The 14046-nt window shown below is 71.5% G+C and carries 12 protein-coding genes; 3 read left to right on the forward strand and 9 right to left on the reverse strand.

Going from position 1 to position 14046, the window contains the following annotated elements; translation table 11 throughout:
- The first annotated feature begins 144 nt into the window (after window positions 1-144).
- Window positions 145-621: a hypothetical protein gene (locus PZ894_RS10105; protein ID WP_275744440.1), complete on the forward strand. Its 477-nt coding sequence runs from the start codon at window positions 145-147 to the stop codon at window positions 619-621.
- An 18-nt stretch (window positions 622-639) separates the two neighbouring features.
- On the opposite strand, the gene PZ894_RS10110 is transcribed toward PZ894_RS10105, so the two are convergent.
- Both PZ894_RS10110 and PZ894_RS10115 read right to left on the reverse strand, forming a co-directional pair.
- A complete protein-coding gene (locus PZ894_RS10110; RefSeq protein ID WP_275744441.1) occupies window positions 640-1191 on the reverse strand; it encodes an AAA family ATPase in 552 nt (183 codons plus the stop codon).
- Window positions 1192-1200: 9 nt separating this feature from the next.
- Entirely contained in the window at window positions 1201-2523 is a 1323-nt protein-coding gene (locus tag PZ894_RS10115) for an SLC13 family permease (RefSeq protein ID WP_275744442.1), read from the reverse strand.
- An 80-nt stretch (window positions 2524-2603) separates the two neighbouring features.
- On the opposite strand from PZ894_RS10115, the gene PZ894_RS10120 reads away from it, so the two are divergent.
- Window positions 2604-3365, forward strand: coding sequence for a sulfite exporter TauE/SafE family protein (locus PZ894_RS10120; protein WP_275744443.1), 762 nt, complete (start codon window positions 2604-2606; stop codon window positions 3363-3365).
- Here PZ894_RS10120 and PZ894_RS10125 read toward each other — a convergent pair.
- From PZ894_RS10125 to PZ894_RS10150, 6 genes are read right to left on the reverse strand one after another with little or no spacing between them, the layout of a single operon-like run.
- Window positions 3337-4158 (reverse strand): SDR family NAD(P)-dependent oxidoreductase, encoded by an 822-nt coding sequence (locus tag PZ894_RS10125; protein ID WP_275744444.1) that lies wholly within the window; start codon window positions 4156-4158, stop codon window positions 3337-3339. The two genes, PZ894_RS10120 and PZ894_RS10125, sit on opposite strands and share 29 nt — an antisense overlap.
- Window positions 4143-5219 (reverse strand): ABC transporter permease, encoded by a 1077-nt coding sequence (locus PZ894_RS10130; protein ID WP_275744445.1) that lies wholly within the window; start codon window positions 5217-5219, stop codon window positions 4143-4145. Before PZ894_RS10130 ends, PZ894_RS10125 begins: the two co-directional genes overlap by 16 nt.
- Window positions 5216-6052: an ABC transporter ATP-binding protein gene (locus PZ894_RS10135; RefSeq protein ID WP_275744446.1), complete on the reverse strand. Its 837-nt coding sequence runs from the start codon at window positions 6050-6052 to the stop codon at window positions 5216-5218. Before PZ894_RS10135 ends, PZ894_RS10130 begins: the two co-directional genes overlap by 4 nt.
- Window positions 6049-7452: an amidase gene (locus PZ894_RS10140; RefSeq protein WP_275744447.1), complete on the reverse strand. Its 1404-nt coding sequence runs from the start codon at window positions 7450-7452 to the stop codon at window positions 6049-6051. Before PZ894_RS10140 ends, PZ894_RS10135 begins: the two co-directional genes overlap by 4 nt.
- Before the next feature lie 27 nt (window positions 7453-7479).
- A complete protein-coding gene (locus PZ894_RS10145; RefSeq protein ID WP_275744448.1) occupies window positions 7480-12357 on the reverse strand; it encodes an NAD-glutamate dehydrogenase in 4878 nt (1625 codons plus the stop codon).
- Between the two features lie 60 nt (window positions 12358-12417).
- Window positions 12418-13230, reverse strand: a complete 813-nt coding sequence (locus PZ894_RS10150; RefSeq protein WP_275744449.1) for a tryptophan 2,3-dioxygenase family protein — start codon at window positions 13228-13230, stop codon at window positions 12418-12420.
- 161 nt (window positions 13231-13391) lie between these two features.
- Between PZ894_RS10150 and PZ894_RS10155 the strand changes: the two genes are divergently transcribed.
- A complete protein-coding gene (locus PZ894_RS10155; RefSeq protein ID WP_275744450.1) occupies window positions 13392-13868 on the forward strand; it encodes a DUF2505 domain-containing protein in 477 nt (158 codons plus the stop codon).
- Here the strand turns inward: PZ894_RS10155 and PZ894_RS10160 are convergent.
- Window positions 13853-14044 carry a hypothetical protein gene (locus tag PZ894_RS10160; RefSeq protein ID WP_275744451.1) on the reverse strand — a complete coding sequence of 64 codons (192 nt, stop codon included), beginning with the start codon at window positions 14042-14044 and terminating at the stop codon, window positions 13853-13855. The two genes, PZ894_RS10155 and PZ894_RS10160, sit on opposite strands and share 16 nt — an antisense overlap.
- Between the last annotated feature and the right edge of the window lie 2 nt (window positions 14045-14046).

Below are 14046 nucleotides of genomic sequence, written 5' to 3' on the forward strand. Positions count from 1 at the left end.
GACCGACGGAGGCACCACCAACCTCGACAGCGGGGTGTCCCTCTGCCACTGGCACCACAACCGCGCCCACGATTCGAACTACGACACCACGTACCTCCCCACCGGCAAGGTCCAGTTCCACCGCAGGACATGAAGACTGGTGGAGTGAAGACGACGACCGTACGCATCGCGGCGCCGGTGCGCGTGACGTTCGACTACGTGGCAGAGCCGCGGAACCGGCCTCGGTGGCAGTTGAGTCTGCGGAGAGTCGACGTGCTCACCGACGGGCCGACGGCGGTGGGGACACGATGGCTGGACCGGACGATGGTCGGCGCGGCGCCCTGTCTCGAGATCACCGCGATGACGTCGCCGTCCGCGACGGCGTCCGGGGCAAGCGTCGGGGTCTGGAGCGAGGAGGGCCGCTGGCGCGGGCTCACGGCCACCTTGGCGCTGACCTTCGTCCCGGTCGCGGCCGAGCCCAGTGCCACTGACGTCCTGGTGCGGCTCGACTTCGCCGGCACGGGCGCATGGAAGCTGCCGGCGACGTTGCTGCGGGTGCTCGCCCTGCCGGCGGTCCGCGCCGATCTCCGCCGCGCGGCCCGGATCATCGAGGCCGGTGGAGCGACCACGGGGCTGCGGTGACTCGCCGGGAGACAGCACTCACGCCAGGGACGCGACCAACCGCCGATAGGTGTCGTCGACGTCGCCCTCGACACTCGGGACCACCACCGCCGAGGGGCGCTGCTCGAGCAGCCGCGCGAGCGCAGCGTGCCAGTGGACGAGCGCATCGGATCCACCCTGCGCCGCCACGATCGCCCGGACCTGGGCATGCCAGACATCGTTGGGCTCTGCGTCGCCGCGGCGATCGAACCGCGCCACCGCGCGGTCGAGGTCGTCCATGAGGAATCGCTCGACGAAGTCGGCGCCGGCCCGGTCCGCGCAGGCCTCGAAGCGGGCCAGCTCGGCCGGGTTCGCCAGCATCTGCGGCAGGACGACGTCGTGGCCGCTCGCCAGGTAGGCCTCGATCATCGCCAGGGCGGCGGGGCGGATGAGAGCGCCGGCGTTGCCGAAGTCGTCCGACCAGCCGCCGATCAGCGTGCGGAGCACGTCGATGTCGCAGTTGAGTACGCCGGGGTGCTCGTCGACGTACCGTCTCGCGATGGTCGACTTCCCGATGCCCGGCGGACCGTTGAGGTGGATGAGGCGAGCCACCCCAGAACGCTATCCCCAGCCGGGCAGGACCAGCGCCGCCCACACCAGCAGCGGTCCGACGAGCACGACGATCACGCTGTAGGTGAGGATCTGCTTGTAGTAGACCTGCTCCTCGATCGAGTCGGGTCGGTTGGCGAGCATCAGGGCGCCGTTGGTGGAGAAGGGGCTGACGTCGACGATCGTGGACGAGACCGCCAGCGCGGCGACGAAGAGTCCGGCGCTGACGCCACCGTCCGCGATCAGCGGGATCGCGATCGGGATGATCACGGGAAGCAGGGCCGTCGATGACGCGAACGCCGACACCACGCCGCCGACGTAGCAGAGCACGAGTGCACCGAGCACGGCCGTGCCGAGACCCGCCGCCCAGTTGCCCACGAACTCCGGCGACCCGGCCGCCTCGAGGATCGTCGCGTAGGTGCTGACGCCGGCGACGAGCAGCACCGTCGGCCAGGCGATCTGCTTGACCGCGTCCTTGTGCTCGTTGGGCGAGAGCATCGCGAGGAGGACGGCAGCGGTGATCGAGACGAAGCCGATGTTCTTGTCGAAGGCGAGGGCGACCACGGCGACGGCGAGGAACGCGACCAGGGTCAGCACCTGGTCACGGCGCACGCCGAGCGCCTGCGTGCCGACCGGAGCCGAGGTGCCCATGCCGCGGGCGGGCACGGTCGCCCCGCCGCGGTGCAGGTCGGCGGCAAGGGTGTCGTCCTCGTCGGGATCGATGCGCTGTGAGAGCAGCGAGCGCCCGCCGAGCACGACGAAGAGGACGACGGCGAGGGCCAGGTTCACGAAGAGGCTCGCGAGGAAGATGGTGATCTCGCTGTTGGGCAGGTCGTTCTGCGACATCACGGAGTTGGTGATCGTGCCGTAGATGCTGATCGGCGAGAACCCGCCGGCCTGCGCGCCGTGGACGACGAACATGCCCATCATCAACGGACTGATGCCGTAGCGGCCGGCGAAGCCGAGCGCGATCGGCCCGATGATCGCGCAGGCGGCGGGGCTGACCGCGCCGACCGCGGTCAGCACCCCGGTGACCGCGAACATCACCCACGGGATCAACGCCACCCGGCCGCCGACGGCCCGCACTGCCGTGCGGACGATCAGGTCGACCGTGCCGTTGTTGCGCGCGATCGCGAAGAGGTAGGTCACCCCGATCAGCGTCAGGATCAGGTCGCCGCTGACCCCGGCGACGATCTCCTTCTCGTCGAGGTCGAGGGAGTACATCCCGACGAGCCACGCGGCGACGTACGCCAGCGCTCCCATGTTGATCGGCAGCGCGGTGCCGACGACGAACAGTGCGACGAGGGCGAGGATCGCCACCCACTCCGGACCCATGAGGGCACTCCTTCGAAGCGGCAGGCGGGGGCTCCGAGTGACCCCGGTCACGCCGGCCGCGCTCCCTCTAGCCTTTCCCGGTGACCGGTCTCGAACACCTCGCGATCTTCGGAGCCGGGCTCGGCGCCGGGGTGATGACCTCGACGGTCGGCGTCGCGTCGCTGCTGAGCTTCCCCGTGCTGCTCGCCGTCGGCCTACCGCCCGTCGTCGCGAACGCCAGCAACACCGTCGGTCTGACGCCGGGAGCGCTCAGCGGCTCGTTCGGCTATCGCGAGGAGCTGCGCGAGCAGCCGCGGGTGACGGCCGCGGTGATCACCACCTGCGCGGCCGGCGCGATCCTCGGCGCCGCCCTGCTGCTGGCGCTGCCGCCGGGCGTGTTCGAGGCGGTCGTGCCGTGGCTGATCCTCGGCACCTGCCTGCTCGTCGGCGCCCAGCCTCGGATCCGCTGCTGGCTCGGGCGCGTGCACGAGGAGGCCGCCGCCGGCGCCTCCCGCCTCTCCCCCGCCACGACGCTGTTCGCCACCCTGGTCGGGGTCTACGGCGGCTACTTCGGCGCCGGGTCCGGCGTGATGATGATGGCGGTGCTCGGCCTGGGGTCGCACCTCGAGTTCCGGGTGATCAACGCGCTCAAGACGCTCGCGGTGCTGGCCAGCAACGTCGTCGCCGCGCTCATCTTCGTCGTGGTCGCCGAGCTCGACTGGACCGCCGTGCTGCTGCTCGCGGGCGGCTCCGTCGTCGGCGGGTACGTCGGCGCGCGGGTCGGCCGCCGCTTGAACCCGACCCTGCTGCGCGGCCTCATCGTCGTGGTCGGCGTCAGCGCGGCGGTGTGGATGCTCTGGTAGCAGCCGAGGAGTCCGGGAACCGCCGGTCGAAGCGGTGGAAGAGCCAGTCGCTGAGGCGCGGGGCGACCAGGCCGAGGAGCTCGCCGACCGTGCCGGCGACCGTGTTCACGTGCACGGGCCGGCGCTCCAGCGCCCGCACCACGCGCGCCGCTGCCTGCTCGGGGGTGGCGCCGCGCCCGGCGTACGCCTCGGTCGGCGCGGTCATCGCCGTGCGCACGAGCGAGAACCGCATGTTGGTGAACCGCACGTTGTCGCCGTAGCACTCGCGCGCAGCGACCCGGCTCCACGCGTCGAGCGCGGTCTTGGAGGCGATGTAGGCGCTGAACTTCGGCGCCTTGAGCTGCACACCCCACGTCACGATGTTGACCACGTGCCCGAACCGCTGCGCCCGCATGGCCGGGAGCAGCCCCAGCGTGAGCCGCACGGGCCCGAAGAAGTTGACCGCCATGCTGCGCTCGACGTCGTGGAAGCGGTCGTAGCTCAACGCGAGCGAGCGTCGGATCGACCGGCCCGCGTTGTTGACGAGGTGGTCGACCGCGCCGTGCTCGTCGAGCACCCGCGCGACGAGCGCGTCGACGGCGTCGAGGTCGGTGAGGTCGCAGGGGTACGCCGTCGCCCGCCCGCCCGCCGCCTCGATCGCGTCGCGGACCCGTTCGAGCTCCTCGGCACGGCGTGCCACGAGCAGCACCCGCGCCCCGCGCGCGGCCACTGCCTTGGCCGTCGCCTCCCCGATCCCCGACGACGCGCCGGTCACGAGGACGCGGCGCCCCGCGAGGGTCATGTGGTCTCCCATCGGAAGAGCTTCGCCGAGATCAGCGTGACCACGACCGCGAAAATGGCGAGGAAGAGCATCGGCAGCAGGGCCGCCGTCCACGGCTCGCCCCTGACCATCACGTCCAGCATGCCCTCGTTGAGGTGCTTGAGCGGGAGCACGTTCGAGAACACCTGCAGCCACTGCGGTGCGGCGTCGAGCGGGAAGAACGACCCGCTCAGGAAGGCCATCGGCAGCACGATGAAGTTCGCGGCGTTCACCGCGCCCTCCTGGGTCTTGGTGATCGCGCCGGCCAGGAGGCCGAGCGACATGAAGCACAGGGTGCCGACGACGAGCAACGGGATCGCCATCCACCACGCCCCGGTCAGCGTGAGACCGAAGAACAGCGACCCGATGCCGAGGAAGATCGCCATCTGCACGAGGGCCACCGCCACGGTCACCGACACCCGGGCGCCGACGACCGTGCGAGTCGACACCGGCGCGAGCTGGAGCCGGCGGAGCAGCTTGGTCTGCCGCCAGCCCTGGAGCGTCGCGGCCGCGCCGAACGCGGCACTCATCGCGACGGCCCAGCCGAGCAGGCCGGGCGTGAAGTACTGGATCGTGTCGAGGGAGTCGTCCTCGACGGACTGGACGTCCAGCGAGTACGTCGGCGGCTGCCCCGTCGCCGCGAGGTTGGTGCCGTCCACGAGCGCCTGCAGTGCCCCGGCGGTGATGCCGGCCTTCGCCGGGTCGGTCTGCGTGTAGTGCGCGACCAGCGTCTCGCCCTGCTGCTCGACCGCCACGTCGGCGTCGCCCTTGCGCACCTGCGCGATCGCGTCGTCCAGGTCGTCGGAGCGGGTGACGTCGAAGGTCGCGTCGAACGACTCGTCGGCGTCGTCCGGCAGGTCGTCGATCAGCGTCACGTCGCCGACCACGATCATGTCCACCTCGCCGACCGACTGGTCCGAGAACAGGCCGCCGAAGAGCACGAGGAACATCAGCGGGAAGACCACGGCGAAGAACACCGCCGTCCGGTCGCGGACGAAGCCCCACAGGATCGCCCGGGAGAGCGCCCAGAAGGGACCCTGGGTCAGAGACTTCATGCGCGGTACTCCCGCCCGGTCAGGTCGAGGAAGACGTCCTCGAGCGTGCCGGTCTGCACCCGGACGCCGTCGAGCCGGTTGGCCTCGGAGAGCCGGGCGATCTCGACGGCGGGCTCGCGTGTCGTGATCGTCTCGCCGTCGGCCAGCGTGATCCGGGTCGGCGCGTCGAGGCGGTGGATCAGCGCCGCGGGGGTGTCGTGCACCAGCACGCGGCCGTGGTCCATGATCGCGACACGGTCGGCGAGCGCCTCGGCCTCGTCCATGTAGTGCGTCGTCAGCACGACGGTGCGGCCCGAGTCGTTGATGCCGGAGAGCAGGTCCCAGAGGTTGCGGCGCGCCTGCGGGTCGAGCGAGGAGGTGGGCTCGTCGAGGAACACGACCTCGGGGTCGTGCACCAGCGCGCAGGCGATCGAGAGCCGCTGCGCCTGGCCACCGGAGAGGTCCTCGACCCGGCTGTCGGCCTTCTCGACCAGTCCGACCCGCTCCAGCCACTCGTCGGCGTGTGAGGCGGCGACGCCGTACAGGGAGGCGAAGGTGTGGATCTGCTCGCGGGCGGTGAGGCGTTCGAAGAACGACGACGCCTGCAGCTGCACCCCGATCCGGGGCAGCAGCGCCGGGTTGCGCGGCCACGCGGGCAGCCCGAGCACGGCGGCGGATCCCCCGGTCGGCTCGCGCAGGCCCTCGATCATCTCCAGCAGGGTGGTCTTGCCGGCCCCGTTGGGGCCGAGGATGCCGACGAAGTCGCCCTCGTCGACCGCCAGGTCGACGCCGTCGACCGCGCGCAGGTCGCCGTAGTCCTTGGTGAGCCCGGCGACCTCGATCGCGGCGGTCATGCGGGATCCGTCGGCGCGACCAGCGGCCAGGGACGGGCCGACTCGATCTGAGCGGAGAGTGCGAAGAGCGTGGCCTCGTCGTCGGTGCGGCCGACCAGCTGCACTGCCAGCGGGAGGCCGTCGGGTGCGATGCCGCACGGGACCGACGCGGCCGGGTTGCCCGCGACGTTCCAGATCGCGGCGTACGCGATCGAGGGCATCGCCCGCAGCGACGCCTGGATCGTGCCGACGCCGTCGAGCCGACCCACCGGCGGCGGCCGGTGCGCGATCGCCGGCGTCAGGAGCACGTCGACGTCGTGGAAGACCCGGTTGGCCTTCGTCGACACCTTCTCGGTCTGCCCGAGCGCCCACTCGACGACCTTCGGCGTGACCCAGCCCCCCAGCCGGCAGGTCTGCCGCGTCCGGCGCTCGAGCCGCTCACGGTGCTCGACGAGGTCGGCCTCGGACCGGATGCCGGCGAAGAACTGGGGCACGAACGCCGCGGTGGGGTCGGGATAGTGCGGATCCACCTGGCGTACGTCGTGGCCGAGATCGGTCAGCAGCCGAGCGGTGTCCTCCACGGCGCGCACGTGGGCCGGGTCGGGCGCCACGCCGACGGTGACCGGCTTGATCGACCAGCCGACGCGCAGCCGGCCGGGATCGCGCCCGACCGCGTCGACGAAGGGGTCGTCGCCTCCTGCCGTGTAGAGGTCGCCCTCGACGTTGCCGCGGATGACGTCGTAGACGACCGCGCTGTCGCGCACCGTGCGGGTGAGCGGGCCGGCCGTGCCGAGTGCCCACCACAGGTGCGGGTGGGGCGCGGTCGTGACGCGGCCGCGCTGCGGCTTGAGGCCGAAGAGACCGCAGCTGGCGCCGGGGATCCGGATCGATCCGCCCCCGTCGCCGCCCAGGCCGGCCGGCACCATCCCGGACGCGACCGCGGCCGCCGTACCGCCGCTCGAGCCCCCGGGCGTGTGGTCGCGGTCCCACGGGTTGCGGGTGACGCCGCGCGAGACCGACTCGGTGAAGGGGAAGGCCCCGAACTCTGGCATCGTCGTCTTGCCGACGATCACCGCGCCCGCGTGCCGCAGGCGGGTGACGATCTCGGCGTCCGCGGTCGCCGGGGTGGAGTTGCCCTCGCCGCCGAAGGTCGTGACCGTGCCGGCGACGTCGATCTCCTCCTTGACGGCGATCGGTACGCCGTGCAGCGGCCCGGGCGGCTCGCCGGCGGCCAGCGCGGCGTCGCGTGCCTCGGCCTCCGCGATCGCCTCGCCGGCGAGCACCCGCGAGAAGGCGTTGAGGTCGCGGTCGCGTGCGTCGATGCGGGCCAGCGCGGCGTCGACGACGCCGCGCGAGGTCATCTCGCCCTCCCTGATCAGCCGTGCGGTCTCGGCCACTCCGGCCGCGGCGAGGTCGGTCATGGCGACGACGCTATCGGGTGGCGTCGCTCATCCGGCGGCGAGGAGGCCGCGCACGACCCGCAGCGCCACGGACAGCCGGGCCAGGTCCGCCTGCTCGTCGGCGCAGATCTCGTCCAGCGTCGTCGCCGCCCGCGCGACGATGACCTCTTCGGCGGCCTCCCACGCCGCGACGCGAGCCGGCGCGGAGTCGTCGTCGGAGGTCGCGACCAGCACCTGCGCGGTGAGCTGGGCGTGCACGGTGTGCAGGTCGTCGCGCAGCGACGCTCGGGCCATCGTCTGCCACCGGTCGGCCCGCGGCAGCGCGAGGATGCGCTGCACCAGCGCCGGCAGCCCGAGCCGCTCACCCAGCGCGAAGTGCACCCGGGCCACGGTGGTGGGGTCGAGGTTCTCGCGCTGGCTGATCTCGATGATGCCGAGCAGCATGTAGGCCGGTGGCAGCACGGCCACCCGCGACGCCAGGTCCTCGGGCACGCCCGAACGCTCGAGCGCCTCCTTGCGGTCGACGTACGCCGCGAGCTCGCGCCCGCTCATCAGCTCGGGCAGCTGCGCCAGCGTGCGGCGCACGGGATCGCCGAACAGCTCGACCGTGCCCTCGCTGTCCAGAGGCGGCCGCCGGTTGTTGACCAGCCAGCGCGACGCGCGCTCCACCAGCGTCCGCATCTCCAGACGCATCCGGGTCTGGACGGCCGCGTCGAGGTGGTTGTCGTAGGTCATCAGCTCCTTGCGGAGCTCGAGCGAGGCGAAGATCTCGCGGGCCACGAAGTTCGCGCGGGTCAGCTCGCCAGCGCTCGCGCCGGTCTCCCCGGCCAGCCGCGGCCAGTAGGTCATGCCGGCGCCGTTGACGAGGTCGTTGACCACCTGGGTCACGATGATCTCGCGCCGCAGCGGGTGCTGGCGGACCTGGTCGACGAAGCCCGCCTGCACCTGGGTCGGGAAGTAGGCGCGCAGGTCGTAGTCGAGGTAGGGGTCGTCGGGGAGGTCGGACTCCAGCAGCTCCTGGGCCAGCACGATCTTGGTCCACGCCAGCAGCACCGAGAGCTCGGGAGCGGTGAGCCCCTCGCCGCTGTCGGCCCGGCGCCTGACCTCCCGGGCCGGGGGCAGGCCCTCGAGCTCGCGGTCGAGCACGCCGTCACGCTCCAGGCGACGGATCCACTCCTCGTGCACGTGCAGCATCGACGGTGCGTGGTCGAGGGCGTTGGCGAGGGCGAGGTTCTGCTCGTAGTTGTCACGCAGCACCAGGTCGGCGACCTCGTCGGTCATCTCGGCGAGCAGGTGGTTGCGCTGCTTCCCGGTCAGGTCGCCGTCCTTGACGACGCGGTCGAGCAGGACCTTCAGGTTGACCTCGTGGTCGGAGGTGTCCACCCCGGCGGAGTTGTCGATGAAGTCGGTGTTGATCCGACCACCCCCCTCCCGGGCGTACTCGATGCGACCGAGCTGGGTGAGTCCGAGGTTGCCACCCTCGCCGATCGCGCGCGCCCGGACCTCGCGGCCGTCGACGCGGAGGCCGTCGTTGGCCTTGTCGCCGGCCGCCGCGTGACTCTCGGTCGACGCCTTCACATAGGTCCCGATGCCGCCGTTCCAGAGCAGGTCGACGGGCGCCTTGAGGATGGCGTTCATCAGCTCGGCCGGGGTCATGGCGGTGATGCCCTCGTCGATGCCGAGCGCCGCGCGCACGGCGTCGTTGAGCGGGATCCGCTTCAGGTGTCGTGAGTGGACGCCGCCGCCCTCGGAGATCAGGTCCTTGTCGTAGTCCTGCCAGCTCGACCGCTGGAGCCCGAACATCCGCTTGCGCTCGGCGTACGACGTCGCCGGGTCGGGTGTCGGGTCGAGGAAGATGTCGCGGTGGTCGAACGCGGCGACCAACCGGATGTGCTCCGAGCAGAGCATGCCGTTGCCGAAGACGTCGCCGGACATGTCGCCGACGCCGACGACCGTGAAGTCCTCGGCCTGGGTGTCCACGCCCCGCTCGCGGAAGTGCCGCTGCACCGAGACCCAGGCGCCCCGGGCCGTGATGCCCATCGCCTTGTGGTCGTAGCCGACCGAGCCGCCGCTGGCGAACGCGTCCCCCAGCCAGAAGCCGTAGTCCTTCGCGACGCCGTTGGCGATGTCCGAGAAGGTCGCCGTGCCCTTGTCGGCCGCGACCACGAGGTAGGTGTCGTCGCCGTCGTGACGCACCACGTCGCGGGGCGGCACGGTCTCGCCGTCGACCAGGTTGTCGGTGATGTCGAGCAGCCCGGAGATGAAGGTCTTGTAGCAGGCGACGCCCTCGGCCAGCCACGCGTCGCGGTCACCCGCGTCGGGGAGCTGCTTGCAGAAGAACGCGCCCTTCGCGCCGACCGGGACGATGACGGTGTTCTTGACCATCTGCGCCTTGACGAGGCCGAGCACCTCGGTGCGGAAGTCGTCACGACGGTCCGACCAGCGCAGGCCGCCGCGCGCCACCGCGCCGAAGCGCAGGTGCGAGCCCTCGACGCGCGGCGAGTACACGAAGACCTCGTAGCGCGGCCGCGGCGCCGGCAGGTCCGGGATCGCGTCGGGCTCGAGCTTGAGCGAGATGTAGGTCTTCGGCCCGTCGTCCGCGCCGGGCTGGAAGTAGTTGGTGCGCAGCGTCGCGCGGATGTGGGTGAGGTAGGAGCGCAGGATGCGGTCCTGGTCGAGGCTGGCGACGTCGTCGAGTGCGCGGTTGATCCGCTCCTCGAGCTTCTCCACGGCGCCGTCCCCCTCCCCCTGGTCGGTCGGGCGCGAGCGGGCCGGGTCGAAGCGCACCTCGAAGAGGCGCACCAGCAGGCGGGTGATGTCGACGTTCCCGCGCAGCGCGTCCTCGATGTAGTCGAGCGCGAACGGCGAGTTCCCCTGACGCATGTACTTCGCGTAGGCGCGCAGCAGCGTCGCCTGCCGCCAGGTCAGCCCGGCGGCGAGCACCAGCGCGTTGAAGCCGTCGATCTCGTTGAAGCCGTCCCAGACGGCGCGGACGGCGTCCTGGAAGAGCTCGCGGGCGTTGTCGGGCAGGCTCGCGCCGTACCGGAGCCCGAACTCGTAGATGTACGTCGGCCGCTCCAGGTCGAGCTGGTAGGGCCGTTCGTCGACGACCTCGACGCCCATCGAGGACAGCATCGGCAGCACGTTCGACAGCGAGAGGGGCCGGCCGACCCGATAGACCTTGAGCCGCGCCTCGCCGCGGCCGGCGTCGAGGTCCTCGTAGAGCGAGAGGTCGCGCCCGGATTCGTCGTCGTTCAACCGGATGTCCTCGAGCCGGCCGAGGTCGACGGCACCGACGCGCGGGGAGAAGTCCTCCTTGTACGCCTCGGGGAACGAGTCGAGGTAGCGCCGCAGCAGGGCCGTGCCCGCCTCCTCGCCGTACGACGCGAGGACCGCGGTCGTGAAGTCGTCGCGCCAGGACCGGGAGGCCTCGACCATGCGGCGCTCGAGGTCGGCCGGGTCGACCTCCCGGATCTCGGCGCCCTTGGGCGGGTGCACCACGAAGTGGACGCGTGCGGTCGTCGACTCGGTCAGGCGGACCGTGAACTCGACCGACTCGCCACCGAGCCGGTCGCGGAGGATCTCCGAGAACCGCTCGCGCACGGCCGTGTTGTAGCGGTCGCGGGGCAGGTAGACGAGCACCGAGACGTAGCGCCCGTAGGTGTCGCGGCGGATGAAGTGACGCAGCTGCCGGCGCTCCCGGGCGTGCATGGCCTGCTCAGCCATCGGCGCGAGCTCGTCGACGGTGGTGTGGAAGAGCTCGTCGCGCGGATAGGTCTCGAGCGTGTCCATCAGCGCCTTGCCGTCGTGGCTGTTGGGCGAGAACCCGATGCGCCGCAGCACCGCGGCCGCGCGCTCGCGCAGCATCGGGATCCGCGTCAACGACTCGGTGTAGGCGGCGCTCGAGTAGAGGCCCAGGAAGCGGCGCTCGCCGACGACCTCGCCGTTCTCGAACCTCTTGACGCCCACGTAGTCCAGGTACGCCGGGCGGTGCACCGTCGAGCGCGAGTTGGCCTTGGTCAGCACGAGCACGGTCTTCTCGCGCGCCTTGGCCGCCGCCGCGGCCGGGAGCCGCCCGGAGGTCGCGCCCATCGACTGGTCGGCGCGCAGGATGCCCAGCCCGCTGCCGGGGACGCCCCGCAGGTACTCGTCGTCGTCGTGCCGCTCGAGCCGGTACTCGCGGTAGCCGAGGAACGTGAAGTGGTCGTCGGCCAGCCACTGCAGGAGGTCGCGGGCCTGCTTCACCTCCGCGGGATCGACACCCTCCGGCGGGTCGGTCGTCAGCTCCTGCACGACGGTCGCGACCTGGGTGTGCATCTTGTCCCAGTCCTCGACGGCCTCGCGGACGTCGCGCAGCACCCGCTGCACGGCCTCCTCGATCGCGGCGACGTCCTCGCCCTCGGGGACGCGGTCGATCTCGACGTGCATCCAGGACTCGCGGACGACGCCCTCGTCGCGGCCGGCCTCGGTGCCGTCGGCCACGGGACGGACGCTCTGCAGCGACCCGGTGATGTCGCGGACCACGTCGAGGACGGGGTGGATCACCAGATGCACGTCGTGCAGCTGCCGCGAGAGCTCCATCGTCAGCGAGTCGACGAGGAAGGGCATGTCGTCGACGACCACCTCGACCACGGAGTGGCCGTCGGCGGACCAGCCCTGGTCGCTGGGGCCGGGCGTGAGGAGCCGGACCCGGGCGGTGCCCTGGGGCCGGTTGCCGGCGAGCTTGTAGTGCGAGGCGAACGCGCCGTAGACGTCGACCTCCGAGCGGTCGGCGATGTCCTCGGCGGCGACGTGCCGGTAGTACGCCCGGATCAGCGCCTCGACCTCGGCGTGCGGCGGCCCGCCGCTCCCCCGCCCGGATCGGGCCAGCTCGATGGCACTCGAGAGCAGCGCGGACTTGTCCACATCATGCGTCGCCGTTGACACAGTCCTGACCCTAGGACGAGGCGTCTGCTACCGGCCAGTCAGGGGTGGATCAGCGTTTCGTCAGAGCGCGCTGCGCAGCTCCCACAGCAGGGGGTAGTACTGCACCGGCAGCCGCGAGCGGAGGTACGTCGCGCCGGACGAGCCGCCCGTCCCGGACTTGGCGCCGATCATCCGCTCGACCATGACCACGTGCCGTGCCCGCCAGCTGGCCGCGAGCTCGTCGTGCTGGAGCAGCGCCTCGGCGAGGGCCCAGACCACGGCGTACTGGTCCCGGTCGTGCGCGACCGTGCGCATGGAGGCCGACACCTCCTCGTCCCTGTCGGCCGCCAGGTCGAAGGAGCGCAGCACCGCGAGGAACGCGTCCCAGAGGCTCGGCTCCTCGAGGCGATCGGCGAGCCGTGCCTCCTCCTCCGCGGTCAGCCCCCGGAACCGACGCAGGTACGCCGCGTCCTTGGCGCCCGAGAGGAACTCCAGCTCCCGGAACTGCACCGACTGGAAGCCGCTGGCCGGCGCGAGCCGCTGCCGGAACTCCATGAAGTCCTGCGGCGTCATCGTCTCCAGCACGTCGACCTGCTGCACGAGCACCCGCTCGATGACGTGCACCCGGGTGAGCAGGTGCTGGGCCCACCAGAGCCGGCCGCCCTCCACACCCGCGAGCATGGCCTCGCGGGCAGCGGTCACCTCGTGCAGCAGCTGCTTGAACCACAGCTCGTAGACCTGGTGGATCGTGATGAACAGCAGCTCGTCGTGCGCCGGCGGGTCGGACTCGAGGTGCTGCGCGTCCAGCAGCTGCGGCAGCCGGAGGTAGCTGCCGTAGGTCAGCTGCGCTCCCTGCTCACCGAAGGACACGAAGCTCTCGGTCTGCTCGCTCATGGGACCGAGGGTAGGCCGGGCCCGTGCCCGGCGGTGGTCGAGGTGCGAAGGCGCGCTGGCGGTGTCGGTGGTCGAGGAAGGCGCGCTAGCGCCTGCCGCTGGCACCACAACCGCGAGGTCGGGCGGTTTCGTCGCGCGCACGCCCCGGCATGATGTCGCCCATGAGGTTCACCCACACGATGACCCACGCCGCCCCGATGGCCGAGGTCGGCGCCATGCTCGACGACCCGGCGTACCGTGACGAGGTCATCGCGGCGCAGGGGTCGCTGCGGGGTACGGCGAGCTTCGGGCAGGAGGGCGACACCGTCGTGGTCGTCGTCGATCAGCTGCAGCCGGCGGACGGGATCCCGGGGTTCGCGAAGAAGTTCGTCGGCGACGAGATCAACATCGTCCAGCGGGAGGAGTGGACCGCGGTCGACCACGCCGACCTGCACGTGACGATCCCCGGCAAGCCCGGACAGATGATCGGCAGCATCGAGCTCGTCGAGGACGACGGCACCACGACCGAGACCGTCGAGGCCGAGATCACCGTCAACATCCCGCTCGTCGGCGGGAAGATCGAGAAGCTGATCGGCGACCTGCTCCGCAAGGCACTTTGCGCCGAGGAGCAGGTCGCGCGCGACTACCTGTCGCGCTGAGGATCCGCCTCGGTCGACGCAGCCTCCGCCGACGCAGCCGACGCAGCCTCCGCGGCGTCGTGGCGACGCCGGTGGACGATCACTGCCCCGAGCACGACGAACGGGCCGAACGCCAGGATCAGCGTCAGCGCCTGTTCGAAGGGGTGCAGCGCACCCAGGTGCATCGGGAGGATCATCA

The sequence above is a fragment of the Nocardioides sp. YIM 152315 genome (genome assembly GCF_029210375.1).
Lineage (GTDB): Bacteria > Actinomycetota > Actinomycetes > Propionibacteriales > Nocardioidaceae > Nocardioides.

Bases quoted from the DNA above. Each gene is read 5' to 3' on its own strand.
- PZ894_RS10115 (WP_275744442.1), bottom strand. From the start codon at position 2,523: ATGGGTCCGGAGTGGGTGGCGATCCTCGCCCTCGTCGCACTGTTCGTC.
- PZ894_RS10125 (WP_275744444.1), bottom strand. From the start codon at position 4,158: ATGGGAGACCACATGACCCTCGCGGGGCGCCGCGTCCTCGTGACCGGC.
- PZ894_RS10130 (WP_275744445.1), bottom strand. From the start codon at position 5,219: ATGAAGTCTCTGACCCAGGGTCCCTTCTGGGCGCTCTCCCGGGCGATC.
- PZ894_RS10135 (WP_275744446.1), bottom strand. From the start codon at position 6,052: ATGACCGCCGCGATCGAGGTCGCCGGGCTCACCAAGGACTACGGCGAC.
- PZ894_RS10140 (WP_275744447.1), bottom strand. From the start codon at position 7,452: ATGACCGACCTCGCCGCGGCCGGAGTGGCCGAGACCGCACGGCTGATC.
- PZ894_RS10150 (WP_275744449.1), bottom strand. From the start codon at position 13,230: ATGAGCGAGCAGACCGAGAGCTTCGTGTCCTTCGGTGAGCAGGGAGCG.
- PZ894_RS10155 (WP_275744450.1), top strand. From the start codon at position 13,392: ATGAGGTTCACCCACACGATGACCCACGCCGCCCCGATGGCCGAGGTC.
- PZ894_RS10160 (WP_275744451.1), bottom strand. From the start codon at position 14,044: ATGATCCTCCCGATGCACCTGGGTGCGCTGCACCCCTTCGAACAGGCG.